The organism is Flavobacterium sp. ov086 (genome assembly GCF_900187965.1).
Classification (GTDB): Bacteria; Bacteroidota; Bacteroidia; order Flavobacteriales; family Flavobacteriaceae; genus Flavobacterium.
Window position 1 is genome coordinate 69,780 of sequence record NZ_FZNL01000013.1, and the last position, 25,531, is coordinate 95,310.

The 25,531-nt window shown below is 31.5% G+C and carries 22 protein-coding genes; 18 read left to right on the plus strand and 4 right to left on the minus strand.

Features of this window, described 5'->3' with window-relative positions; genetic code table 11:
- Positions 1-139: 139 nt before the first annotated feature.
- From CHB81_RS14885 to CHB81_RS14940, 10 genes are all read left to right on the plus strand, one after another.
- Positions 140-373: a DUF3820 family protein gene (locus CHB81_RS14885; RefSeq protein ID WP_089352651.1), complete on the plus strand. Its 234-nt coding sequence runs from the start codon at positions 140-142 to the stop codon at positions 371-373.
- A 264-nt stretch (positions 374-637) separates the two neighbouring features.
- Positions 638-1,477, plus strand: coding sequence for a DUF6625 family protein (locus CHB81_RS14890; RefSeq protein WP_089352652.1), 840 nt, complete (start codon positions 638-640; stop codon positions 1,475-1,477).
- A 92-nt stretch (positions 1,478-1,569) separates the two neighbouring features.
- Positions 1,570-2,439: a hypothetical protein gene (locus tag CHB81_RS14895; RefSeq protein ID WP_089352653.1), complete on the plus strand. Its 870-nt coding sequence runs from the start codon at positions 1,570-1,572 to the stop codon at positions 2,437-2,439.
- Between the two features lie 649 nt (positions 2,440-3,088).
- A complete protein-coding gene (locus tag CHB81_RS14910) occupies positions 3,089-3,784 on the plus strand; it encodes a hypothetical protein (protein WP_089352656.1) in 696 nt (231 codons plus the stop codon).
- Positions 3,785-3,793: 9 nt separating this feature from the next.
- Positions 3,794-5,980 carry a peptidase domain-containing ABC transporter gene (locus CHB81_RS14915; RefSeq protein ID WP_089352657.1) on the plus strand — a complete coding sequence of 729 codons (2,187 nt, stop codon included), beginning with the start codon at positions 3,794-3,796 and terminating at the stop codon, positions 5,978-5,980.
- Positions 5,973-7,298, plus strand: coding sequence for an HlyD family secretion protein (locus CHB81_RS14920; protein WP_089352658.1), 1,326 nt, complete (start codon positions 5,973-5,975; stop codon positions 7,296-7,298). Before CHB81_RS14915 ends, CHB81_RS14920 begins: the two co-directional genes overlap by 8 nt.
- Before the next feature lie 224 nt (positions 7,299-7,522).
- Positions 7,523-9,136 (plus strand): CTP synthase, encoded by a 1,614-nt coding sequence (locus tag CHB81_RS14925; RefSeq protein ID WP_089352741.1) that lies wholly within the window; start codon positions 7,523-7,525, stop codon positions 9,134-9,136.
- An 80-nt stretch (positions 9,137-9,216) separates the two neighbouring features.
- Positions 9,217-11,124 carry a membrane protein insertase YidC gene (gene yidC / locus CHB81_RS14930; RefSeq protein WP_089352659.1) on the plus strand — a complete coding sequence of 636 codons (1,908 nt, stop codon included), beginning with the start codon at positions 9,217-9,219 and terminating at the stop codon, positions 11,122-11,124.
- Between the two features lie 93 nt (positions 11,125-11,217).
- Positions 11,218-11,934: a toxin-antitoxin system YwqK family antitoxin gene (locus CHB81_RS14935; protein WP_089352660.1), complete on the plus strand. Its 717-nt coding sequence runs from the start codon at positions 11,218-11,220 to the stop codon at positions 11,932-11,934.
- Between the two features lie 201 nt (positions 11,935-12,135).
- A complete protein-coding gene (locus CHB81_RS14940) occupies positions 12,136-12,693 on the plus strand; it encodes a DUF4956 domain-containing protein (RefSeq protein ID WP_089352661.1) in 558 nt (185 codons plus the stop codon).
- Here CHB81_RS14940 and CHB81_RS14945 read toward each other — a convergent pair whose 3' ends face one another.
- A complete protein-coding gene (locus CHB81_RS14945; protein ID WP_089352662.1) occupies positions 12,694-14,571 on the minus strand; it encodes a PEP/pyruvate-binding domain-containing protein in 1,878 nt (625 codons plus the stop codon).
- 143 nt (positions 14,572-14,714) lie between these two features.
- On the opposite strand from CHB81_RS14945, the gene mnmA reads away from it, so the two are divergent.
- The 6 genes from mnmA to CHB81_RS14975 all read left to right on the plus strand — a co-directional run bounded on the left by mnmA (position 14,715) and on the right by CHB81_RS14975 (position 21,928).
- A complete protein-coding gene (gene mnmA, locus CHB81_RS14950; protein ID WP_089352663.1) occupies positions 14,715-15,902 on the plus strand; it encodes a tRNA 2-thiouridine(34) synthase MnmA in 1,188 nt (395 codons plus the stop codon).
- Positions 15,903-15,946: 44 nt separating this feature from the next.
- Positions 15,947-17,554 (plus strand): S8 family serine peptidase, encoded by a 1,608-nt coding sequence (locus CHB81_RS14955; RefSeq protein WP_089352664.1) that lies wholly within the window; start codon positions 15,947-15,949, stop codon positions 17,552-17,554.
- Positions 17,555-17,566: 12 nt separating this feature from the next.
- On the plus strand, positions 17,567-18,511 hold the full coding sequence (locus CHB81_RS14960; protein WP_089352665.1) for a nitronate monooxygenase family protein: 945 nt from the start codon (positions 17,567-17,569) through the stop codon (positions 18,509-18,511).
- Between the two features lie 20 nt (positions 18,512-18,531).
- Positions 18,532-18,942 (plus strand): hypothetical protein, encoded by a 411-nt coding sequence (locus CHB81_RS14965; protein WP_089352666.1) that lies wholly within the window; start codon positions 18,532-18,534, stop codon positions 18,940-18,942.
- Positions 18,943-18,973: 31 nt separating this feature from the next.
- The gene (locus tag CHB81_RS14970; protein WP_089352667.1) at positions 18,974-21,139 is read left to right on the plus strand and encodes a T9SS type B sorting domain-containing protein; all 2,166 of its coding nucleotides are present in this window, start codon (positions 18,974-18,976) and stop codon (positions 21,137-21,139) included.
- 90 nt (positions 21,140-21,229) lie between these two features.
- Entirely contained in the window at positions 21,230-21,928 is a 699-nt protein-coding gene (locus CHB81_RS14975; RefSeq protein ID WP_089352668.1) for a DUF4386 domain-containing protein, read from the plus strand.
- Between the two features lie 123 nt (positions 21,929-22,051).
- On the opposite strand, the gene CHB81_RS14980 is transcribed toward CHB81_RS14975, so the two are convergent.
- Positions 22,052-22,486, minus strand: coding sequence for a DUF4268 domain-containing protein (locus tag CHB81_RS14980; protein WP_089352669.1), 435 nt, complete (start codon positions 22,484-22,486; stop codon positions 22,052-22,054).
- A 92-nt stretch (positions 22,487-22,578) separates the two neighbouring features.
- On the opposite strand from CHB81_RS14980, the gene CHB81_RS14985 reads away from it, so the two are divergent.
- Together CHB81_RS14985 and CHB81_RS14990 are read left to right on the plus strand one after the other, a co-directional pair.
- Complete coding sequence (locus CHB81_RS14985) at positions 22,579-23,229, plus strand: CoA pyrophosphatase (protein ID WP_089352670.1); 651 nt, start codon at positions 22,579-22,581, stop codon at positions 23,227-23,229.
- Positions 23,230-23,352: 123 nt separating this feature from the next.
- Positions 23,353-24,183 carry a 1-acyl-sn-glycerol-3-phosphate acyltransferase gene (locus CHB81_RS14990; RefSeq protein WP_089352671.1) on the plus strand — a complete coding sequence of 277 codons (831 nt, stop codon included), beginning with the start codon at positions 23,353-23,355 and terminating at the stop codon, positions 24,181-24,183.
- A gap of 97 nt (positions 24,184-24,280) precedes the next feature.
- Here CHB81_RS14990 and CHB81_RS14995 read toward each other — a convergent pair whose 3' ends face one another.
- Positions 24,281-24,913, minus strand: coding sequence for a hypothetical protein (locus tag CHB81_RS14995; RefSeq protein ID WP_089352672.1), 633 nt, complete (start codon positions 24,911-24,913; stop codon positions 24,281-24,283).
- 8 nt (positions 24,914-24,921) lie between these two features.
- Positions 24,922-25,416 carry an RNA polymerase sigma factor gene (locus CHB81_RS15000; RefSeq protein WP_089352673.1) on the minus strand — a complete coding sequence of 165 codons (495 nt, stop codon included), beginning with the start codon at positions 25,414-25,416 and terminating at the stop codon, positions 24,922-24,924.
- Positions 25,417-25,531: the final 115 nt, after the last annotated feature.

The following is a 25,531-nucleotide window of genomic DNA, read 5'->3' on the forward strand; positions in this document are numbered from 1 at the left end:
GTATAATTCGTGAATTCGTGGCGATTTTTTTTAATCTTTAGCAAAAGAAATAAAAAATAAGAATAGCTTTGTACCAACAAGAAGCAAGAAGAAAGAATGAGTCTATATTCTTTCTTCTTGCTTCTTTTTTCTTCACAACATGGAACCAGACAAAAAACTTCTCATAAAATTAGCTCACACCAAAATGCCTTTCGGGAAATACGAAGGATGGTTTTTAATCGATTTACCTGAATATTATGTTGTTTGGTATCAGAATAAAGGCTTTCCAAAAGGGGAATTAGGGCAGCAATTAGCGCTTGTTTACGAATTAAAATTAAACGGTTTGGAAGAATTAATTCGGAACATTAAAAAACAATATCCCAAACCAAATTAAAAATAGTAAGAAAAATCTTTTGCTATATCGTTTTTTTTATTTAAGTTTGATATATAAAAATATTACAATTTTTAAAACTAATTGATACCACAGAATTCAAGACTGAATTTATAAATGTGTACAAGTCAATATTTTAAAATTATGATATTTTTATTTGATATAAAAAATATTATAATTTTTAAAAACAAATTGATACCACAGAATTCAAGACTGAATTCATAAATGTGTACAAGTCGATGTTTTAAAATTATAATATTTTTTTTTATGGTAAAACTTACCACTATTGCAAGTCTTACTTGCTGGTACGGAAAATATCCTTGGTACCTACCTTACTTTTTACATTCATGCTCTTTTAACCCAACTGTTGATTTTTATATTATAACAGATAACAGGGATAAAGTTGATAATAAACCTGAAAATGTAAAAATTATCCATAAAACACTTGATGAGATAAAAAAATCTGCATCCGAAAAACTTGGTTTCGTAGTAAATATTGATTACCCATATAAATTATGCGATTTTAAACCAGCTTATGGTTTCTTATTTTCTGAGATCATTGAAGCTTATGATTTTTGGGGAATAACTGATATCGATATTGTTTACGGATCTATCCGCAATTTCATCACTGAAGAAATCTTAAATAATCATGAAATCATAAGTAGTCGCCATGATTACATAACAGGTTCATTTTGTTTATTTAGAAATAATGATTATGTCAATCAATTATTTATGAAAAGCAAAGACTATAAGATGGTCTTTAGCAATTCAACTCACTTCTGTTTTGATGAATGTAATTTTCTTTTTGAAGAATTGAAAACAGGAGTTTCAATACTGGAGATAAACAATCCTATAGAAAGCATGACTTATATCGTTAAAAAAGAGGAAAAAGAGTCTAGATTAAAAGCTTTTTTTGATTTCATAATTGTGGAGGGTTTGCCTGGAAATATAGAATGGAATACTGGAAGACTTGTATATAAAGAAATGTATGAAGTCATGTTTTATCATTTAATTGAATTTAAAGCTTCCTGCACAAATCGTAAAATACTAAAACCAATACCTTCAAAATTTTATTTTACTAAAACGGCAATAATGAAAAGACAGTAATTTATTATTTTTAAGAAAATAGTTATATTTTTAATATTTTTTGTAATACTTTTTTTACTATATTTGAAATTCACTTTTTAAAATTTGACAGTATGAAAATTAAGAAAATGAGTTTTGCAGATATTGAAAATACAATGTGCAAAGAAGAAATGAAATGTATAATGGGAGGTAGTGGCTCTGGCGGATCTGTTGGAGGAGGAAGTTATAATACTAATGGATCATTGATGTATGGAGGCAGTAATCCTCCTGCTTATAGCGGCGCCGGAGGTTATTACGGTAATACACAAGGCTGGGCTACTGGATTTACAGTTCCAAGTTCAGGAGGCTCTTCATCTAGTAGTGGAGGAGGAGGGGGTAGTTCATCATATTATACTCCAGGCTGGACTGATACCGGAAGAGGTATTGTGACAAGTGACCCAAATGTTATTAAACGAATAGTCGATTATCTAGATTGGGAGCGTGTTATTTTAAAGAATGAACCAACAATTACTCAAGTTAATAATTTTGTTAACATGGATTATTTGACTGGTGGAAAAGGAATCCTTAGTGATGGAAGTATTCTTGCGCAGAGTATGACTATTACACATGATCCTTATGGAGAATTTAAAACAATAGAAAGTCTTTCTAGAATTTTTCAAAATTTCGGAGATTCTCTTACAATTGGAGGAGCGGCATTATCTACCACGGGTGTTGGTGCAATAGTTGGAGCCCCAATGATGGCTATTGGTGGTGGGATTTCTAAAGTTGGAACCGTTGCAGAATTGTATTTAGATCTAAAAAGTACTGAGCCTTTTGATTATGCAAAATGGGGAATTAAAGCTGGTTTAAATTTTGCTCCTGATGTTTATACCCAGCTTTTTAGTAAAAGGGCAGGTGCGGTTGGTTTTGATAAAGCGATGGTAGAAATGTACTCTGTTGCTTCTGATAGATGGTTCGATTATATGGGTACAGTGCGTAAATAGAATACTATGAACAAATATGAGCATTTAATAATTTTTTTTTTCGGGATACTTTTTCTTGTTGCCTTTTGGGTTATACGTTTTAAGAAGGTTCATAATCCAAAAGATTTTTGTAAAAAAGATATTTATTCGAAAAGTTTGAGTTTTAGATTTTATCTAAGCTTGTTTATAATCCTGGGTATGATCTTTGCTTTAGTTCGAGATTTTATTAAATTATATAATGAATAAAGTGTTTAAGGAAATATTAATAAATGAAAGCAAGTATCAAAATTTTATAATTCATTTTATAGGGTTAATAAGTATGATCATTTTTTGGATTGTAATGTATAAATTCAGTAATAGATTACAGTATTTTTCTGAGGATGATCTTTTCTTTAATAGTAAAACTTTAAGTTTTATTGTGTTAGTGTTCCTATAACGATTGCCTATATCATTGCTTTTATTTTAGAATTTATTGTGCTTAATTGTAATTAATTGATGCAAGCTAGATTTAAGTCTTTGCACAAGTTTAATGTTTAAAATCAATATGGTTTCTCATGTGAAATAATAATAAGATATGGCAGATATTAAATCTGTCATATCTTAAGTTTAAAGTTTCTTGATCTTAACGAGCTAGGAATTATTTAATTAAAAAATAAATGTTAACGATTTTATGAAATATATTAAATTGAATTTATTGTTTCTGCTTTTTTGCCAAATCGGTATTTCACAAACTAATGTAATAGATGGATTGATGATAGAAGGAGAAAAAGCATATTTAGATAATAATTTCTTATTGGCAAAAGAAATTTACACGAAGGTAACAAATCTTGACTCTGAGAATAAAAATGGTTGGTATAACCTTGCGGGATCAGAATTAAAACTAGAAGAAAACGAAAATGCTTGCGAGCATTTCTATCAAGCTTATTTATTAAATGATGGAGAGGCATTAAAGTTAATAAAGTATAATTGTCCTGATTTTAGAAACGGTTCAATAATGTCAATAAATGATGTTGACGAGAAACCTAAGTTTATTTATAAAAAAGAAGAATATCTGCTTATTATAGACAATAGTTTAAATCCTAAATTTAGTAGTCTCTTAATGGGAAGACTTAAGTTTTCTACAATTATGTCGAAATATAAAGGACAAGCATCTGTTCAATTACAGATTAACAATTTGAATGATTTGGATGTGAAAATATTAAGAGTTAGCGGAAATCAAAAAGAGGCAGAAAAAATAAAGAAAGAAATTCTATCTGTTTTTAAAAATTTAGTCACTTATGTTTCAGCTAAGAACAAAGGTGTTAATGTTGATTTGTGGGAGAAATGGTCGCTAACGCTTAATTTCTTAATGGTACCTTATAAATAAAAAATCAAAATGTTCAATTTTCCCCACGAGTTCCAGCTCGATGCAAAAGATTGTGGTCCTTCTTGCATAAAAATAATAGCTAAATATTACGGCAGGTTTTATAGCCTGCCTTTTTTACGCGATTTATGTGGTATAACGCGTGAAGGTGTTAGTTTTTTGGATTTAAGTGACGCATGCGAAGCCATCAGTTTGCGTACCAAAAGTATCAAGATAGATTTTAATACATTACAAACTATTCCGTTGCCCTGTATTGTGCATTGGCAAGACGGGCATTTTATCGTAGTTTATAAAATAAGTAACAAACAAGTTTTTGTTTCTGATCCGGCAAAAGGTTTATTGAAATATTCATTTGAAAATTTTAAAGCAGGTTGGTTAAAAGAATCTAAAATAGGTGCGGTTCTAGCCATGGAACCTATGGCTGATTTTAAACAGCGTTCTATAAACGATAAATTAGAACGTCGTAAAACATTCGAAAATTTCCTGGGTTATTTCACTCCATACAAAAAGAGTTTTATAAACCTGTTTGTTGTAATGTTGATCGTTACAATTCTGCAGGCTTTTTTGCCTTTTATTTCAAAAGCAGTTATAGATGTTGGAATTCAAACAAATGATTTAGATTTTATCGATCTTGTTTTAATTGCCAATATTACCATTATAGTAAGCATCTTGTTAAGCAATATGATCCGGGATTGGATATTGCTGCATCTTACATCAAGAATTAATATTTCTTTAATTTCGGATTATCTCATTAAATTAATGAAATTACCCATTACTTTTTTTGAGAATAAACTCATCGGAGATATTCTGCAGCGAGCACAGGATCATGAGCGTATTCGTGATTTTATCATGAATAACTCTTTGAATTTTGTATTCTCAATTCTAACTTTTTTCATATTTGGAATTATCCTTTTTATTTATAGTCCAATTTTATGCTTGATTTATGTAATTGGCAGTACATTATTTATTGGTTGGGTACTATTTTTTCTTCAGTTTAGAAAAAAGCTAGATTGGGAATATTTTGATATACATACTAAAAATCAAAGCTATTGGGTAGAAACAATAGGAAGTATTCAGGATATTAAAATAAACAATTACGAAAAGCAAAAAAGATGGAAGTGGGAAGCTTTGCAAGTTCAGTTATTTAAGATAGATCAAAAAATATTGCGAATTACAAATGCTCAAAATTTGGGAGCGCAATTTATCAATCAATTAACGAATCTGGTTATTACTTTTTATTGTGCAAAATCAGTAATCAAAGGAGATATCACATTTGGAGTAATGATCTCAACTCAATTTATAATAGGAATGTTAAATGGTCCTATTATGCAGTTTATTTCTTTTATACAATCGGGACAATATGCCAAAATCAGTTTTTTGAGGCTTAACGAAATTCATGAACTCGAAAATGAAGAGGAAAACGATGCTAATAATAGTATCAAACTTCCGGAAGACAAAAGTTTATTTTTAAGGAATGTCAGTTTTCAATATAGCAGAAACAGCGATTACATCTTAAGCAATATATCATTAATGATTCCGGAAGGAAAAGTTACAGCAATTGTAGGAGATAGTGGAAGTGGGAAAACAACCTTGCTTAAACTTATTTTGAGATTATATAAACCTACTCATGGAGAATTGGCTATGGGAAATTTAAATATCCAAAATATTAATTTAAAACAATGGAGGGAAAGCTGTGGTGCTGTAATGCAAGATGGAAAAATATTTAGTGATACAATACAAAATAATATTGTTTTAGATGATGAAAATATTGATTATGAAAGGTTGAAAAAAGCAGTGACAGTAGCAAATATAGCAGCAGAAATTGAAGCTATGCCAAAAGGTTATCAAACTATGATGGGAGAAAACGGAAGAGGTTTAAGTGGCGGACAAAAACAACGTGTTTTAATTGCCAGAGCTTTATATAAAAATCCGGATTATTTATTTTTTGATGAAGCAACAAATTCCTTGGATGTTATCAATGAGCAAAAGATTGTAGTAGCGTTAGAAGAGATTTTTAAAAATAAAACAGTAATTATTGTTGCACACCGATTAAGTACAATTCGAAAAGCAGATCAAATTATTGTACTTAAAAATGGTTTTATATCTGAAATTGGAAATCATGATACTTTGATGACAAGAGAAGGAGGACATTATTATCAGTTAGTAAAAACGCAAATAGGAGATACAATAAATGGCTAGTAAAGGATTTCATAAAACGCTTAAAGAAAACAGAACCGAAGAAGTAGCCTCGATAATTGAAAGGATGCCAACTAAATTTGGCTTAATAATTAGTGCCGTAGCTATAGGATTAGTTTTGTTGTTATTGTTATTTGGATGGTTAATAAAATATCCTTCAGTATTGGCAGGACAAATAGTTATAAATACACAACAAGCACCAATTAAATTAATTACTTCAACATCGGGAAATATTATTTTACTAAAAAACACATCTGGAGCTAATGTAAAAACTGGCGAATATATTGCTTATATAAAGAATGAAGCCAATTTAAAGGATGTTCAATTGTTAGATGGAATGCTTCATAAGATCAATATTCATAAGATTGATTACAAAAGTTATCGTCATTTATTTCCTGAAAACTTATCTTTAGGAGAAATGAATAATAAATATTTTAGCTATTTAAATTCCTTGTATCAATATTTAGATTATACAGTTCAACAACCTTATGAAATTCAGAAACAAATAAATCAAAAGTTATTAGAGTTACAGATAAAGAAATTTGATCAGTTAAAAAATGATTATCAAAATCAAAAAGTAAAATATAAAACTTCTCAAAGTCTTTTTACAAAAGATTCCACTTTATATACAAAAGATGTGACTTCTAAAGCTGATATAGAACGTTCTATTATTGCAAAAGCTAATAGTGAATTAGATTATAATGCAATTGATAAAGAAATTAATAACACAAGTTATCAGATAAAAGAAGCTCAAAACAGAGATCAGACCATTGCCATAGAAAAATCTACAAAAGAAAGAGAACTGATTATAACGATGTTCAATAGTTATTATGATTTGATTGATGCTATAAAAAAATGGGAGCGTACTTATGTTTTTGTTGCTCCGATAAATGGGAAAGTTGATTTTTTAAGTTTCATAAAAAGCAATGATTATATCCAATCAGGACAGGAATTGTTTAAAATTGTACCTAATAATAATGAAATTATTGGTCAGGTAAATTTACCTGAAAATGGTTCAGGGAAGGTCAAAATAGGACAAAGAGTAATTATAAAACTTAACAATTATCCTTTTAATGAATATGGTTCTATAAAAGGAAGAGTTAAAAGAATCTCATTGGTTACAAACCAACAAACACTATCAGATAATCAAAATAAAGTTAATTCGTATCTGGTAGATATAGATTTGCCTTCTGGTTTAAAAACCAATTATGGAGTAGAATTGAATTTTCATGCTGAAGCAAAAGGAACTGCTGAAATCATTACTGCCGACCGAAGATTAATCGAACGTTTCTTTGATAATTTAAGGCATAGCGCTAAATAATATCTTTATAAAAGAAATGAAACCGGGAAAACAATATCCAAACCTAAATAAGAGTATTCTTCAAAAATAATCCTAATAAAATCTTAAAATTATCGATTACAAAACCAAGTAATTGATCTAATTAAAAATTTGCAAATTATCTCATTCTCTAATTGATAAATTATCTAATTAAATTTGTACTTTTGCCAAGTTTTTTACACAACTACAATACAAACAACAACAGAATGAATCAAACAAAATATATTTTTGTTACAGGCGGTGTGACTTCTTCATTAGGAAAAGGAATTATCGCGGCATCTTTAGCAAAATTGTTACAAGGAAGAGGATATCGTACAACTATTCAAAAATTTGATCCTTACATAAATGTAGATCCAGGTACGTTAAATCCGTATGAGCACGGAGAATGTTATGTAACAGATGATGGTGCTGAAACAGATTTAGATTTAGGTCACTATGAGCGTTTCCTGAATGTTCCTACTTCTCAGGCAAATAACGTTACTACAGGAAGAGTTTATCTTTCGGTTATTGAAAAAGAAAGAAGAGGAGAGTTTTTAGGAAAAACAGTTCAGGTTGTTCCTCATATTACAAATGAAATCAAAGACAGAATGCAATTGTTGGGTAAATCCGGCGATTATGATATTGTTATTACTGAAATTGGTGGAACGGTTGGTGATATTGAATCACTACCATATATAGAGTCTGTTCGTCAATTAGTTTGGGAATTAGGTGAAAATAACGGAATTGTAATTCATTTAACATTAGTTCCTTATTTGGCTGCTGCAGGGGAGTTAAAAACAAAACCTACACAGCACTCTGTAAAAACTTTGATGGAAAGTGGAATCAAAGCAGATATTTTGGTATGTAGAACTGAGCATGAATTGTCTCAGGAATTACGTCAAAAATTAGCTTTATTTTGCAATGTTAAAAAAGAAGCAGTTATTCAGTCAATTGATGCTTCAACAATATACGAAGTTCCAAATTTAATGCTTGAAGAAGGATTAGATGTTGTGGCTTTGAAAAAATTAGATTTACCTAAAAAAGCATCTCCGGATTTAAAAAACTGGAATACTTTCTTACGCAGATTAAAAAATCCAAAACATACTGTAAATATCGGATTGATTGGGAAATATGTAGAAATGCAGGATTGTTACAAATCTATTTTAGAGGCGTTCATTCATGCAGGTGCTGCAAACGAAACCAAAGTAAATGTAATTTCTATTCATTCTGAGCATATCAATATTGATAATATTGCTGAGAAATTAAGTGGTCTTGATGGAGTTTTAGTAGCCCCTGGTTTTGGAGAAAGAGGTATTGAAGGAAAAATTGAAGCAGTTCGTTATGCACGTGAAAACAATATTCCATTCTTCGGAATTTGTTTGGGAATGCAAATGTCTGTTATCGAATATTCAAGAAATATTTTAGGTTATACTGATGCGAATTCGACTGAGATGAATGATAAAACGTCTCATCCGGTTGTGAATTTGATGGAAGAACAAAAAACAATTACTGATAAAGGTGGAACAATGCGTCTTGGTGCTTGGAAATGTGATATTAAACCAAACACTTTAGCGTATAAAATTTACGGTCAAAAGACAATTTCAGAGCGTCACCGTCACCGTTATGAGTACAACAATAAATATGCTGATGAATTACAAAAGGCAGGTTTAAAAGCTTCTGGAGTAAATCCTGATACAGGATTAGTAGAAATTGTAGAGCTTGAAAATCACCCGTTTTTCATTGGTGTTCAATACCACCCAGAATACAAAAGTACAGTGGCAAACCCACATCCAATTTTTGTAAACTTTGTGGCTGCTGCGGTAAATGCGCACAAAAAATAATAATTAATATTCTGAAGGATGTAACTTTTGAGTTAAACTCATACTAATAGCCTTTAACGAATAACTTTTTTTAAATTATAATGGAAGAAAAAAAATTTGATCTTAATTCAATCATTGGTTTTGTATTGATATTTGGAATTTTGATTTGGATTATGTACCAAAATCAACCTTCTGATAAAGAGATTGCTGCTGAAAAAGCCAAGAAAGAATTAGTTGCTAAACAAGAAGCACAAGCTAAAGCGGATAAAACTAAAACAGCTGTTTTACCAGTTGCTGCGGCTACAACTCCTGGTGATACAGTTCAATTGGCACAATTGCAAAAAACATTAGGCGGTTTTGCTTATTCAGCGACACTTCCTTCTGCAAAAGAAGCTTTCACGACTATTGAAAACGAAAAAATGATACTTAAAATCGCCAACAAAGGTGGTTATATAGTAGAAGCTAAGTTGAAAGAGTTCAAAAGGTTTGAGAAAAATTCAGGTCAATTAGTAGAATTAATTAAAGATAATAATTCTAATCTAAATATTCAGTTACAAACAACTGATAACAGAACTTTAAACACTAAGGATTTATATTTTGAACCAACGTTAACTAAAAACGGAGCAGATCAAATTCTGACTATGCGTTTGAAGGCTGGTGCAAACGAATTTTTAGAATATAAATATATCCTGAAAGCAAACGACTATTTAGTTGGTTTTGATGTTCGTTCTCAAGGATTGAATAAAGTTTTAAATTCTGCTAAACCATTAGATTTACAATGGGATTTAAAAAGTTACAGAAACGAGAAAAGCGTTTCTATTGAAAAGAGATATGCTCAGATTGAATATGAATATGGTGATGAAAAATACAGTTCAGTAGGTCACGGTGTAGGAAAAGAAGATACTCCTGAAAAAGTAAGTTATATTGCTTTTAAGCAACATTTCTTTGCTGCAATTTTATCTACTGATAAACCATTCGAAAAATCAAAGTTGCAATCTGATGATTTAGTAAAAGACGAAAGTTTAGATACAACATTTGTAAAGCAATTTAGAGCAACAGTTCCTTTAGCTTTTTCTAATGGAGAAGTTGACTATAAAATGAGCTGGTATTTTGGACCATCAGATTATAAAGTATTAAAATCATACGATAAAAACTTCGAAAAAATTATTCCATTAGGTTGGGGAATTTTCGGATGGATCAATCAATGGATTTTCATTCCATTATTTGGATTCTTAAGTTCTACAATTGGATTGTCATTAGGAATTGCAATTATCATTTTTACAATTATTATCAAATTGGCGATGTCGCCAATTACATATAAATCATTCTTGTCACAGGCTAAAATGAAAGTTTTACGTCCGGAGATTACAGAGTTGGGAGAAAAATTCAAAAAAGACCCAATGAAGAAACAACAAGAAACAATGAAACTGTACAATAAAGCAGGAGTAAACCCAATGGCAGGATGTATCCCGGCATTGATTCAGCTTCCGTTTATGTATGCATCATTCCAGTTTTTCCCATCAGCTTTTGAGTTAAGACAAAAAAGTTTCCTTTGGGCAGACGATTTATCATCATTTGATGCTGTTGTAAAATTACCATTCCACATTCCGTTGTATGGAGATCATATTAGTTTGTTTCCAATTATGGCGGCAATTGCGATTTTCTTCTACATGAAAATGACTTCTGGAGATCAGCAAATGGCTGCGCCTCAACAAGAAGGTATGCCGGATATGGCAAAAATGATGAAAATTATGATTTATGTTTCACCATTAATGATGTTAATTTTCTTCAATAGTTATGGTGCAGGTTTGAGTTTGTATAACTTTATTTCAAACTTAATTACAATTGGAATTATGTTTGTAATCAAAAACTATATTGTTGATACGGACAAAATTCATGCTCAAATTCAAGAGAATAAATTAAAAGAGCCTAAAAAGCAAAGTAAGTTTCAACAACGTCTTCAAGAAGTGATGGAACAACAAGAAGCTGCAAAAGGTAAAAAGAAATAATAAGTAAAAAAATCTCGAGTAATCGGGATTTTTTTATATCTGAAATATACTTTATCAAAGTCATTTTCGTTAAAGTTTAAAATCGAATATCATATGATTTATAAAAAAATAGTAATTGCTTTAGTTTTCTTAAATGCTGTTTTAGTATCGGCACAAGATTTTAATAAACTGGACGCCAACGGAAAGAAAGATGGTGTTTGGAAAGGAACTTATGAAGTTTCTAAACGTCCTCGATATGAAGGCACTTTTAGTCACGGAAAAGAAACGGGTATATTTAAATATTTTGATGATACTAAAAAAGGCGATGTTGTGGCTACTCGTGATTTTAGTGCCAATGATGGAAGCGCTTATAATATTTTTTATGATCAGAATAAAAACAAAGTAAGTGAAGGTGAAGTAATTGGCAGAAGTAATGAAGGCGAATGGAAGTATTATCATAAAGCTTCTAAAGTGCTTATGACGCTTGAGAATTACAAAAACGGTAAACTGGAAGGTTCAAGAACGGTTTATTATCCAAATGCTAAAGTTGCGGAAGAAATGACGTATAAGAATGGACTAAAAGAAGGTATTTATAAAAAATACGGACAAAATGGAACTCTTTTAGAACAAACTACATATGTAAATGACCAATATAATGGTGATGCTATTTTTTATGATTCGGAAGGAGCTGTTGCTTCTAAAGGGAAATTTTTGAATGGAAAAAAAGTGGGAAGATGGCAATTTTACTTAAAAGGTAAATTAACCAAAGAAGTAAATATGAGTGATCCAAAAAGCAATTATCAGGCAGATTCAAAGCCTAAAACTGAATAGATCTCTATATAAGTCCGCTTAAAGCGGACTATTTTTTGCCACGAATTACACGAATTTTCACGAATTATTTTTTACTTCGACTATGCGAAGAAAAATTAGTAAAAATTCGTGTAATTCGTGGCAACTTTTTTTTAAATATCAAAAAAGAAAAATTCGTGACAAACTTTTTTCTAAATTTGATTGACCTAACATTTCAATTAAATGGATTTAAACGAGCTTTCAGGACGATTTTTATTATTGTTTTTCTCAATTTTGATTTTGTATTTTTTCTCCAATAGAAAAGATAATGAAACCATAAATCCGCTGATGGTTATTGTTGGACTTTGTACTTTTTCGCTTTGTTATTTGTTTACAAAAATCGAGATTGGCGTTGGAATTGGGTTTGGATTGTTTGCTATTTTCTCGATTTTAAGATTTAGAACCCAATCGTTCACAGTAAACGCGATCATTTTTCTTTTTGCTACAATTACACTTTCTATTTTAGACATTATGTATCCGTATGAAAAGATAGAAGTGCTTTTGTTTTTTCAGTTTACAATTATTGGATTTTATATTATTGCTTCTGTTATAGTTAATAAAAAAGCTTCTAAATATCTGAATATAGTTGATGTGAAAATTGCCTTGGAAAATGGTTTTTCTTTGGATAATGAAACTATTCGAAAATCAGTTCAACAAAAAATAAATATTGATGATTTTGATTTTAAAATTGTGAATATAAATACTGTTTCAAACGAAATTGATGTTCAGGTATTTTATTGATTATTCATTAAAAGGACGAACTTGTTTGATATATAAATCTCTGTTTTCTCCAACAATCTTGAACTCGATATCAACCGGATGATATCGGTTTTTTCTCCAATAACGATACATTTTCTCTTCAATTTTTGAGCTGACAAGAAAAAGTCTGCTCATTTCTTTTCGGCTTAATAAGGGTTCATTATTGTTTAAGTTCGAGTTTGAAGTATAATCTACATCAAAATCTGTATCGTCTTTTCCTGAATTGAAATGATAAGCGACAAATTGCTCACAGATTTCTCCTTTTTCAGGTTTTACAACTGAGTTTTCTCCTTTTTGAACATTAACAGTTATACCCGGGAAATTCTCTCGGAAGATATTTTTTGTAATTACAACGCCATTTGCCAGTTCATCCGGAAAAGAACGATGCACCAAAACTCCCATTGCGATATTATGCTGATCGATGCCAAAAAGTTCTCTTTCGTTATATGAGGCTTCATTCCAGACACTTGCCCAAACTTGTTTAATCGCTTTTTCAAATGTCTTAATGCTGTCGCCTAGAATTCCGGTTTTTGAGTCGTACAATCCGGCACCATTAAAATCATCTAAATCTTCGGCATTAGTCGATGATCTGAATCTGAAATTTTTAAAGGCGGCATTTTTAAAAGTTTGATTCAGTTTTGCAATTAAATCCGGATCTACTGATTCTTTTTTTATTGCATCGCGAATCTTTTTTAATTGTTTGTTAATCCAAACTGTAGAATCTTTATGAGGATTTTCTAAAAGCTCTGAAATTAAAGGTGAAATTGATTTTTTCTGAATGTGTTTGGTATAAAAATAAAACGGAATAGCATGCGCATCTTCGGGAGTTTTAAAAGGAATTTCTTTTGAAATAGCGATTAAATAAGACATGTTTTGCGCTTTAGAGCCAATATAATTGATTCCCTTTTTTGGAATTACAGCTAGATCTACTAAGTCCGTAACACTATTGTCAATGATTAATTTTTTCTTTTTGGTAATAGCTTTTTGCTCAATCTTTTTAGTGGTTTCTTTGATGTAAAAAGTATCAATTTCGATTTTTAGTTCTACTTTTTTCGAAAGTAATCTTTTGATATTATTATCCTGCAAAGCTGTCGTGTAAGCCATTATCGGAATTTTTCTGTTTTTGCCTAAAAGCACTAAATGGCTTAATGGAGTTTGCAATTCATTCACGATAATTCCTCTTACATTGGGCAAAATATCGGGCGTTCCGTCCAAAACAATAATCTCATCTGGATTTGGTTTTATGGTCTCTAAGTCTTTGATTTTATATTGTTTCAGAATACCAATATTTGTTCCCGCAACAACTTCCTGATATTTGATTTCGTTAAAAATATAATCTGATTTCACACAAGGAATCTTGAATTTTTGTTGTTGAAACCATTCCATTTGAGTAGGATTGTTAAGGTAGAATTTTAGATTTGAACCAATAAAAGTCGATTTTACGATTAAATTATAAAATCGTTCAATTGATTCAAGTGGCATATGATCTGAAGCTGCTAATTCGAGAATCCATTTTTCGGTTCCTTTGATATGATTAAGATTTCCAAGAAAGAAATCTCTGTCTTTCATCGTATCACTATAATTTTCATTGTTAAAAATTTCTAAGTCTTGGCTATATCCTAAATAATTGGTAACAAAGTCATAATGCAAAAGAATCAGACTACTATTGAAGTAGTACATTTTTTGTTTTTTTAGATCATAGATAACTTTTACAGATTCTATATTCGAAAATTTATCTGATAAAGGCTTGCCTCTAAATGCTTTATAAGCCTCATAATTTGATAATGACGCAGAATATCTCTGAGCACTTAAAGTAACTGCAATGAATAGAAAAAACAGACTGTAAATGTATTTTTGCATGATGTTTTTATTGATAATTAAAAGTAATTAAAAAAAACAATAAGTTTTATCTACTGTGGCATTATATAAACTAATCAAAACTATCTTAATAATCTATAATTTGAGTTATCTTTGCACCCTTGTAAAAATATAAACGATTTAGAATGAAACGTGTAGTTGTTGGACTTTCTGGTGGAGTAGATTCTAGTGTTGCTGCTTATTTATTGCAACAACAAGGGTACGAAGTTATTGGGCTTTTTATGAAAAATTGGCACGATGATTCCGTTACTATTTCTAATGAATGTCCGTGGTTAGAAGATAGTAATGATGCTTTATTAGTAGCTGAAAAACTTGGAATACCGTTTCAAACTGTCGATTTAAGTGAAGAATACAAAGAAAAAATCGTTGATTATATGTTCAACGAATACGAAAAAGGAAGAACTCCAAACCCTGACGTGCTTTGTAATCGCGAGATCAAATTTGATGTTTTCATGAAAATTGCTTTAAGTCTTGGCGCTGATTATGTTGCAACTGGACATTACTGTCAAAAAAATGAAATCGAAGTTGATGGAAAGCCCGTTTACCAATTAATCGCCGGAGCAGACAATAATAAAGATCAATCGTATTTTTTATGTCAGTTATCACAAGAGCAATTGGCTAAATCATTGTTTCCAATTGGTGCTTTGACTAAACCAGAAGTTCGCGAAATCGCTGCTGAAATGGATTTGGTAACTGCTGAAAAGAAAGATTCTCAAGGATTATGTTTCATCGGGAAAGTTCGTTTACCGGAATTTCTGCAACAAAAATTGCAGCCAAAAGAGGGTAAAATTGTTCAGATTGATAAAAATGATTCTATTTATACCATCGAAAAATCATCTGGTTTATCAGTGGAAGAAGAATTGAAATTGGAAGCTAAAAAGCGAGATTATCTTCCAACAATGGGAAAAGTAGTTGGAAAACACCAAGGTGCTCATTATTTTACAATTGGACAAAGAAAAGGATTGAATGTAGGCGGAACAACAGATCCGTTATTCATCATTGCGACTGATGTTGAAACTAATACTATTTATACAGGTTTAACAAGTCAACATCCTGGTTTATTTAAAAAAGCTTTATTTATCGAAAAATCTGAAGTACACTGGATTCGTACTGATTTGGCTTTAAAAGTTGGAGAAACAATGGAAGTTATGGCGAGAATTCGTTATCGTCAACCATTGCAAAAAGCAACTTTACACCAATTCGAAGATGGAATGTACGTTAGTTTTGAAGAACCACAATCTGCAATTACAGAAGGTCAGTTTGTGGCTTGGTATTTCGATAATGAATTAGTTGGTTCGGGAGTAATTTCTTAGCTTTATACTTTTTTACAAAGGATTTCCTTCTAAAAAAGTAAACTATGAAGCACTACTACACATTTCTTTTATTGGTTTTTTCGACTGTAATGTTTTCGCAAGAAGACGCTTGGGTATATTTTAAAGATAAACCAAATTCTCAGCATTTTTTAGATAATCCGTCTGAGATGCTTTCGGCACGCGCTTTAGAACGCAGAACCAATCAGAATATTCCGTTAGATCTTAGAGATGTTCCATTAGAAGAAACTTATATCAATCAGGTAAAAAGTGCGACAGGAATTGTTGTAATGGCACAATCCAAATGGATGAATGCACTTCATATTCGTGGAACTCAAACTGATATTTCAGCTTTAAAATTACTTTCATTTGTTGATAAAGTAGTTTTTGCAGATAAAACTTTGAATGCAACCGGTAAAAAGGTTTCGGAGAATAAAATTTCGCAGACAAAAGATAAACTTAAAACCACAATTGATTATGCTTACGGAAACTCGGCAAATCAAATACAGATGCTTAATGGTCAGGTTTTACACCAACAAAACTTTACAGGTACAGGAAAAATAATTGCAGTTTTAGATGCAGGTTTTCCTGGCGTAAATACTGCTGAACCGTTTCAGAATCTTATTACTAATAATCAGATTTTAGGCGGATATAATTTTGTAACCAGAAACGATAACTTTTACACAGGTGATGATCATGGTACAATGGTGCTTTCTACGATTGGCGGTTACAAAGTAAATGCTTTGGTAGGAACTGCTCCAAGTGCGTCATTTTATTTGTTTATTACTGAAAATGATGCTACTGAAAACCCTGTAGAAGAATCACTTTGGGTTGAAGCAGCCGAAAAAGCTGATTATTTTGGAGTAGATATTATTACAACTTCGCTAGGATATTTTGAATTTGATAATCCTAATTATACCCATACTTATAGCGATATGAACGGGACTACAAATTTTATTTCTCGTGGAGCCGAAATTGCTTTTAGCAAAGGAATTGTGGTAGTAGCTTCGGCAGGAAATGAAGGAAACACGACAGAACCTCATATTGGTAGTCCGGCTGATGCAGTTTCAGTTATAACGGTTGGTTCTGTTACAGCGGCCAAGGTGAGATCTGGTTTCAGTTCTATTGGACCAAGTTTTGATAATCGAATAAAACCGGATGTTATGGCGCAAGGGACGGCGGCTGTTGTTTCTGACACAAATGGAAATATTAATACTGTAAACGGAACTTCATTTTCGTGCCCAATTATGGCAGGAATGATTGCTTGTTTGTGGCAGGCTTATCCGACTAAAACAAATAAACAAATCCGACAAATGGTACTTGAATCTTCTGATCGATATTCGGCACCAAATAATAATTATGGTTACGGAATTCCAAATTTCGGATCAACTTTAGGTGTTGAAGATTATCAAACTGCACTTTCTGCTTTTTCGATATATCCAAATCCAGCTCAAACCACAGTTTCGTTTTTGTTTTCTGATCAAAATAATACTGCTTCGGTAAAAATTTATTCTGTTTTAGGACAAAAAGTAATCGAAAAACAAATAACAAATCAAGATCCAATTCTTTCTGTAGCATCTTTACAAAGCGGACTCTATTTTTATGCTTTTGATGCCGAGGGTTTGCATAAAACAGGAAAGATAATTAAACAATAACAGCATTTTTGAATGAACAGAATTACGCAACTTTTCAATATTAAATATCCAATTATTCAAGGCGGAATGATTTGGAATAGTGGTTACAAATTAGCATCAGCAGTTAGCAACGCAGGAGGTTTAGGACTTATTGGAGCAGGATCAATGTATCCTGAAATTTTAAGAGAACATATTCAGAAATGTAAAAAAGCAACTGACAAACCGTTTGGGGTTAACATTCCGATGTTATATCCAAACATTGAAGAAATCATGAATATTGTGGTTGAAGAAGGCGTTAAAATCGTTTTTACTTCGGCGGGAAATCCTAAAACATGGACTTCTTTTTTAAAAGAAAAAGGAATTACGGTTGTTCACGTAGTTAGCAGCAGTATTTTTGCCTTAAAAGCACAAGAAGCCGGAGTTAATGCAATTGTAGCAGAAGGTTTTGAAGCGGGTGGACATAACGGACGCGATGAAACAACGACGTTAACATTGATTCCAATGGTTAAGGAAAAAATCCAGATTCCAATTATTGCTGCTGGCGGAATCGCTACGGGAAGAGGAATGTTGGCGGTAATGATTTTGGGCGCTGACGGTGTTCAGGTTGGAAGTCGTTTTGCGGCATCAATAGAATCATCTTCGCATGCTAATTTCAAACAAACGATTGTGAATGTAAAAGAAGGCGATACACAATTAACGCTAAAGGAATTGGCACCGGTGCGATTGATCAAAAATAAGTTTTATCAGGATGTTCAGGCTTTATATGAAAGATGCCCTTCGAAAGAAGAATTAATCGAACTTTTAGGAAGAGCAAGAGCCAAAAAAGGAATGTTTGAGGGCAATCTTGAAGAAGGCGAACTTGAAATTGGTCAAATAGCAGGAATTATTCATGAAATTTTGCCGGTAGAACAAATTATCAAACAAATGATAGCTGATTTTGAAGTTGCTTCGAAAGAAAAAGCTAAATTTGAGTTTTAATTACCTGCAAGAATATTTTTATGAATACTATACGCATCTCCATATTAATCCTTTTTTTGTCATTTGGTCTGCAACAAGCTCAAGCTCAGTCTTATCAATTTAAAACATCGGGATTTAGTGTTTTAGAAAAAAATGAAAAAGGAAAATGGGGCGAATGGTCCAATCTTGATTTGGTAAATCTATCGGTTATTTTAGATACCAACAAACACCGAATTGTGGTGTATTCCATGGAAATTCAGCTTTTCAATATTGAAGATTATATCGAACGTGAAGAAAACGATACTGATATTGTTTACTCTTTTATGTGTAAAGACAATGACGGAAAAGATTGTAAACTCTCGATTATAACCCGCAAAAAACAAGATTATCGAAAACAACTTTATATCAATTACGACGATCATATTATTGTTTATAATATTTTTAGTGTGTAGATATAAACTTATTGATCCCAAGTAATTAAATATGAAAATTAAGTATTTTACTGCATTTTTTTTCCTAACTGTATTAAATGTATTTTCTCAAGAATGGAAGCAAAATTTTAAAATTGTTGAGCCTGTCAGAGCAACAGATAATGATTTTGGTTTTTCTGTTGTAACTTATGATGGTTATGCTGCTTATGGTGCTGATCAGGTAGATATTGGTGATGTCGAAAATGCTGGTAAAGTCTATATCGCAAAGCAAGATTGTGATGGTTGGACAATATATCAGGAACTTTCGCAACCTGATGCAAGAAATTATTGTGGTTTTGGTTCGGTATTATTTATGGAAGGAAAAATACTTGCTATTGTAGGTTGTGATCCTTCAGTTTCCCAGGGAAATGCGGTATATATGTACGAAAGGGATACTAGTGGTCAATACATATTTACGCAGAAAATAACTAGGGATGAAAATTCTTTGTTGGATAATTACGGTTCTAAGATTGCCATATCAGAAAATTTCATGGTTGTAGGATCATCATATAATAGTACAGATAATAATCTAAATAATTATTTAGAGAATGCTGGAGCAGCTTATATTTTTTTTAAAGGTACTGATGGAGTTTGGACATTGGTACAAAAAATTGTTGCCAGTGATAGAGAACGACGAGATACTTTCGGTAATTCTGTAGCTATTTATAAAAATACAATAGTAGTTGGAGCAGTAGATGAAGGTACTAATTGGGCAGGAGCAGCTTATGTATTCGAAAAAAATAATGGTTCTAACACATGGAAAGAAACGAAAAAATTAATTGCGTATGATTTTAGAGGACTTCAGGATCGATTTGGTGAAATTGTAAAGGTTAATGAAAATGGGATTATGGTTTCAGCTCAAAGTGAAGATGATTATGATTCCAATTTAAGTGGAGATGGAGGAGGGCCTCTTACTATGTTAGGATCTGTTTATATTTTTAATAAAAATGTTGATGGCGAATGGGTTGGAAACCAAAAAATTAGAGCTTCTGACGGTTCTGCTAAGATTTTTAATTTTGGCAATCAAATGGATGTTTATGAAGACAGAATTGCTGTTAGAGCGACTGAATATGAGTATGATAAGACTGGAAATTTATCAAAAGTTTTCGGCCGTGTTTACATGTTTCAAAAAGGAGTCAATGGTAATTGGACAGAATCGCAAATTGTACAGTCAAATGTAAAACGCAATAGCGATTGGTTCGCAGGTTCAATTTCTTTATTTAAAGATGATTTGTTTATAGGAGCATTTTGGGATGCTTTAGATGCAAATGGCCAAAATTACATAGGTTACGCGGGAACAGTTTATATTTTTAATACATATAATTACGTAAGTACAAAAAAGCCTGTATTAAATACTATTCCCGTTTTAATATCTTGTGCTGATTTAGGAAACGGATTTTCCTCTCATTTTGATATGTCATCTATTGAAAAAGATTTGATAGAAAATCCGGAAGATTTTGTTTTTTCTTATAAAGATCAACTAGGTAATAATCTTGTATCTCCCTTACCAACTAATTATTCTAATAAATATCCTTATAACGAAAAAATTAGTGTACGAGTTGGAAATAAAAATAATCCAAGCTGCTATGAAGAAACCAAACTTGAATTAAGCACTATTTCTTCTGTGAGTTTAAATGCAATTCCAGAGTTGAAAGAATGTGATTATAGTGGAACAGGATATGCAACATTTGATCTGTCAAAAATTAATTCTCTTTTAGTCGATAATGCTTCGCTTTATGATTTTTCATACTATGATTATAATAAGAATGATATAAGTATTTTTATAAATGAGTCTTATAAAAACACTGTTAAAAATCATGAAGAAATAACTGTGAATGTTACTGAGAAAAGTACCTCATGTACTGCCAAAACAAAAATAGTTTTAAATGTTTCGAATGTAGGTGTAGCTTGTGAGATTATAGATGATTATGATATTCCTAAGTTTTTTACTCCAAACGGTGACGGGGTAAATGATCTTTGGGGGATTAACGGTTTAGAAAGTAAAAAATACACTTTGTACATTTACGATAGATATGGAATGTTGTTAAAAACATTCAGTAATAATTCAGGATGGGATGGAAGTTATCTAGGAAAACCCTTGCCGGCTTCAGATTATTGGTTTCATATTGTTTTCGAAAATGGAATTGATAAAAGAGGGCACTTTGCGTTAAAAAGATAAAACTTGTTTGTAAATGTCTATCATTAGTATATTAAATTTCAAAACATAAAAATAGTATCTTAGGTCTTCAGTAAATCAATAACTTAAGATATGAATCAGGAACAAATCAATCTAAAAAGAACAGCAAGAATTGCAGGATTAATCTACTTGCTTATTGTTATAACGGGAGTTTTTGGTATTATGTATATGCCTATGCAATTGATAGATTCCGGTAATTTGCCCCTCACAATGCGAACTATTTTACGTCATGAGTTTTTGTTTCGGGCTGGGATTATGAGCAATTTGGTTTGCCAGACTTTATTTGTGTTTTTAGTTCTACAGCTTTATAAATTGTTCCAGCAAGTAAGTAAACATTTATCCAGAACGATGTTTGCGTTAGTAATTGTTGGAGTTCCAATTGCGTTTCTTATTATTTTTAATCAGTTGTTTGCTCTATTGTTATTGAAAGAAAATTTTATGAAGAGTTTTCCGCCTGCTCAATTGCAGTCATTGATAATGGCATTTATTAAAATGTATAATTACGGAAATGTAGTTATCGGAATCTTTTGGGGACTTTGGTTGATTCCTTTTGGGCAATTAGTGTACAAATCCGGATTTATGCCTAAAATTTTAGGGATATTATTAATTATCGGAGGATCTGCTTATGTACTTGATGCTTTTACTTTTGTATTATTTCCCGCTTATCATTATTCAGTAACAGGAATAATTGTTGGATTAACCTCTTCTGTAGCCGAATTTGCAATGGTTTTTTGGTTATTGATTAAAGGTGTTAGAAAAATTACAGTTTAAAGTTTCGAAATAAATAAGAATCATATCGTCATGATATAACAAACCCGACAGGTTTTAAAAACCTGTCGGGTTTGTTATATAAAAAAACTTAGAAACTTAGAGGCTCAGCATCTTAGCGACTTTTTAAGAAATATCTTTTATAAACTCATCATATTCTAAATAGAACATTTCAAGAGCATTCATATTTTCGAAAAAGAAATCAAAAATAGCATCCCAATTATTGCGATTGCTAAAACCAACACCTTGTTTTTCGATCCAAATTCGGCTTATGGTTTTACCACTTTCTAAAGTGTAGTTTTTTTCGAAAACCAAATCTTTGATAAATTCTTCTTCCAGAATGTTTTTTAAAGCTTCTATTTTTTCAAAGTAAGCTGTTCGTTTTTCGTCGCTTCGGTGTTCGATGTCAATTAAAACCTGTGCTTTTTTATTGTCAACATAAAATTTAAAAGAGAAATCTTTAATCTTGGTATCATAAAGCACCCATTTACGTGGATATTTTTCGGCGAAAGCCACCCAAAATTCTCTTTTTATTTTCTGCGATTCTTCTTTACTGTACATTTTTATGGCTTTGGTTTTTAGAAAACTTGTGGAACCGCGTTTTCTAGAGTATATTTATATTTTATTTGAAAGTACAAAAATAAACTTTGCTCATGGATTTTCAATATTTTTTACAATATGTTCCTAATTTAATTCCGATTGAACTTCCGGCAATTTCGGCACATATAAAAATGGCTCCTAAAGAAAGAATAGAGTCTTTAAAAAATATGGATTTCAAAGCCGAGAATCCTAGAATTGCTGCTGTGATGATGCTTTTTTATCCAAAGAATGGAAAAACTCATTTGGTTTTAATTGTCAGAAATGCTTATAATGGAGTTCATTCGTCGCAAATTGCTTTTCCCGGAGGAAAGTATGAAGCTACTGATGCAGATTTTGCAGAAACAGCCTTAAGAGAAACACACGAAGAAGTAGGGGTAATGCCGAATAAAATAGAAATAATTAAGCATTTTTCTCCAATGTATATTCCGCCGAGTAATTTTTTAGTGCATCCGTTTTTAGGAATTTCGAAAGAAGAACTCTCCTTTTATCCAGATGTCAGAGAAGTTGCTGATATTATAGAGCTGCCATTATCTGTTTTTTTGAACGACGAAATTATCATCGAAGCCACATTGTCAACTTCTTACGCCAATAATACTTTAGTTCCGGCATTTAATATCCAAAACCATATTGTTTGGGGAGCAACCGCTATGATTTTAAGTGAGCTTAGAGATGTCTTGAAATTAACTTTTGAAGAAAATACGTAAAACATAAAATTAACAATTTGATATTCATTATAATAACAATTTATTTCCGAAATTGTTTTGAAGTGTCGCTAAAAGAATAATTTTTGTATGTTTGCGTCCTAACAAAAAATACAATAAACAGCTATGGGATTGTTTAAACGAAATCCTTTTGGACATATATTATTCATCAAAAAATGGTTGATCCGTGTTTTGGGCGCCATGACGCATAGAAGATATAGAGGTTTTAATGAATTACAAATCGAAGGATCTGAAATTATTAAAACGCTTCCGGATACAAATGTTTTGTTTATTTCAAATCACCAAACTTATTTTGCCGATGTTGTAGCTATGTTTCACGTCTTTAACGCAAGTTTAAGCGGACGTCAAGATACTATTAAGAACATTGGTTATTTGTGGCAGCCAAAGATGAATATTTATTACGTTGCTGCCAAAGAGACCATGCAGGCCGGTTTATTGCCAAGAATTTTAGCTTATGTTGGTGCAATTACTGTCGAAAGAACCTGGCGTGCTAAAGGTGTAGATGTTACTGAAAAACGTGAGGTTAACCCAAATGATACTGAAAATATCAGAATTGCGCTAGAAGACGGCTGGGTAATTACGTTTCCGCAAGGAACCACAAAATCATTTAAACCTGTTCGAAAAGGAACTGCTCATATCATCAAACAACACAAACCAATTGTAATTCCTATTGTTATCGATGGCTTTCGCCGATCGTTTGACAAAAAGGGTTTGCGAATGAAGAAAAAAGGGATTCTGCAATCTTTCATCATCAAAGAACCTCTTGATATTGATTATGAAAATGATACTATCGAAGAAATCGTAGAAAAAGTAGAGTACGCAATTGAGCAGCATCCATCATTCTTAAAAGTAATTCCAGCCGAAGAAATCAAAGTAGAGGAAGAACTTAACGAAATGAGAAGATGGAGTTACAAGGCTTCAGAAAACGAACACTAAATTTTAAATTTTTGTTTCAGGTTTTATTGGTTTCAAGTTTCAGGTTTGATAAAAAAACCTTTGACCCTTTGACACTCTGAACCTTTGAATCTCACCTCTAAAAATCTATCTTCTTCAACTCCTTATAATTTGAGTGTAATCTGCGTAATAGAGTTCCGTAAAGCAATCTGTAAAAACACCAGAACAGCCCAAAGAAACCTAATATAACCAGGATTAAGATTCCAATAGTAACAAACATTGCTTTTCCGTTTATGGCTAATTTTTCTCTTAAAAATGCCATGTCCGGATTGTAAACAAATGCAATAAAGAAGCTCAAAATAGCGGTTATAACAATCATTCCCAGATTATACCACACATAATACTGAACCGTTTTTCGAGTTCTTAGAATAGCGCTCATTAAAGATTTTGTAGCAACTGTTGTCGAAATTGTTTTGTAGTTTTTGTAGAAAATGAAAACAAAAATTAATACAACAACATAATTGAAATAAGTCAAAAACTCAAGCGCCATCACGATTTCAGGATGATTTATTTTTTGTAAAACATCATCAGTATTGATGAAAAAGTTTGAAAAAGTCCAAAAGGAAACCTCCAAAATGCTAATAATCAAAATCCACTTCACGATCGAAGACGATTTTTTGTGAATCATTTTGTAGATCTCTGTTTCAGAAATTTGTTGAAAAGAATCCGAGTTCTTTTGCCAGTCTTTTTTTAGTAAATCCAGTTCTTTCATAATAATTTTTAAGGATTTAGTATTTTTTTAAGTTTCCCTTTAATTCTGTTCATTTTCACGCGCGCATTCACTTCGCTGATTCCTAAGGTTTCGGCTATTTCTTGATAATCTTTGTCTTCTAAATACATAAAAACTAATGCTTTTTCGATGTCATTAAGCTGATAAACGGCTTTATACATCAATTTAATCTGTTCTTCCTCTTCATAATTGTAATCGACATCCTTTACAAAATGCTGATGACTTTCATATTCTACTGTCGATACGGTTCTTTTGGTTTTTCGATATAGGGTTATGGCGGTATTTAAGGCAACGCGATACGTCCAGGTCGAAAACTTACTATCGCCTCTAAATTTAGGATACGCCTTCCATAATTGTATGGTAATCTCTTGAAATAAGTCTTTATGAGCATCTTCGCCAGCAGTATATAATCTACAAATCTTGTGGATTATATTCTGATTTGCCTGCAATTGCGCAACAAATGACTGTTCTAGATTATCGCTCATAATGTATTAGTAGTACTGAAAACAATTTTGTTACAGTGAAATGTTTTTTTTCGCCACGAATTTCACAAATTTTCACAAATTACTGTTGTTTTTTGAATTTAATGGTGCACAGATA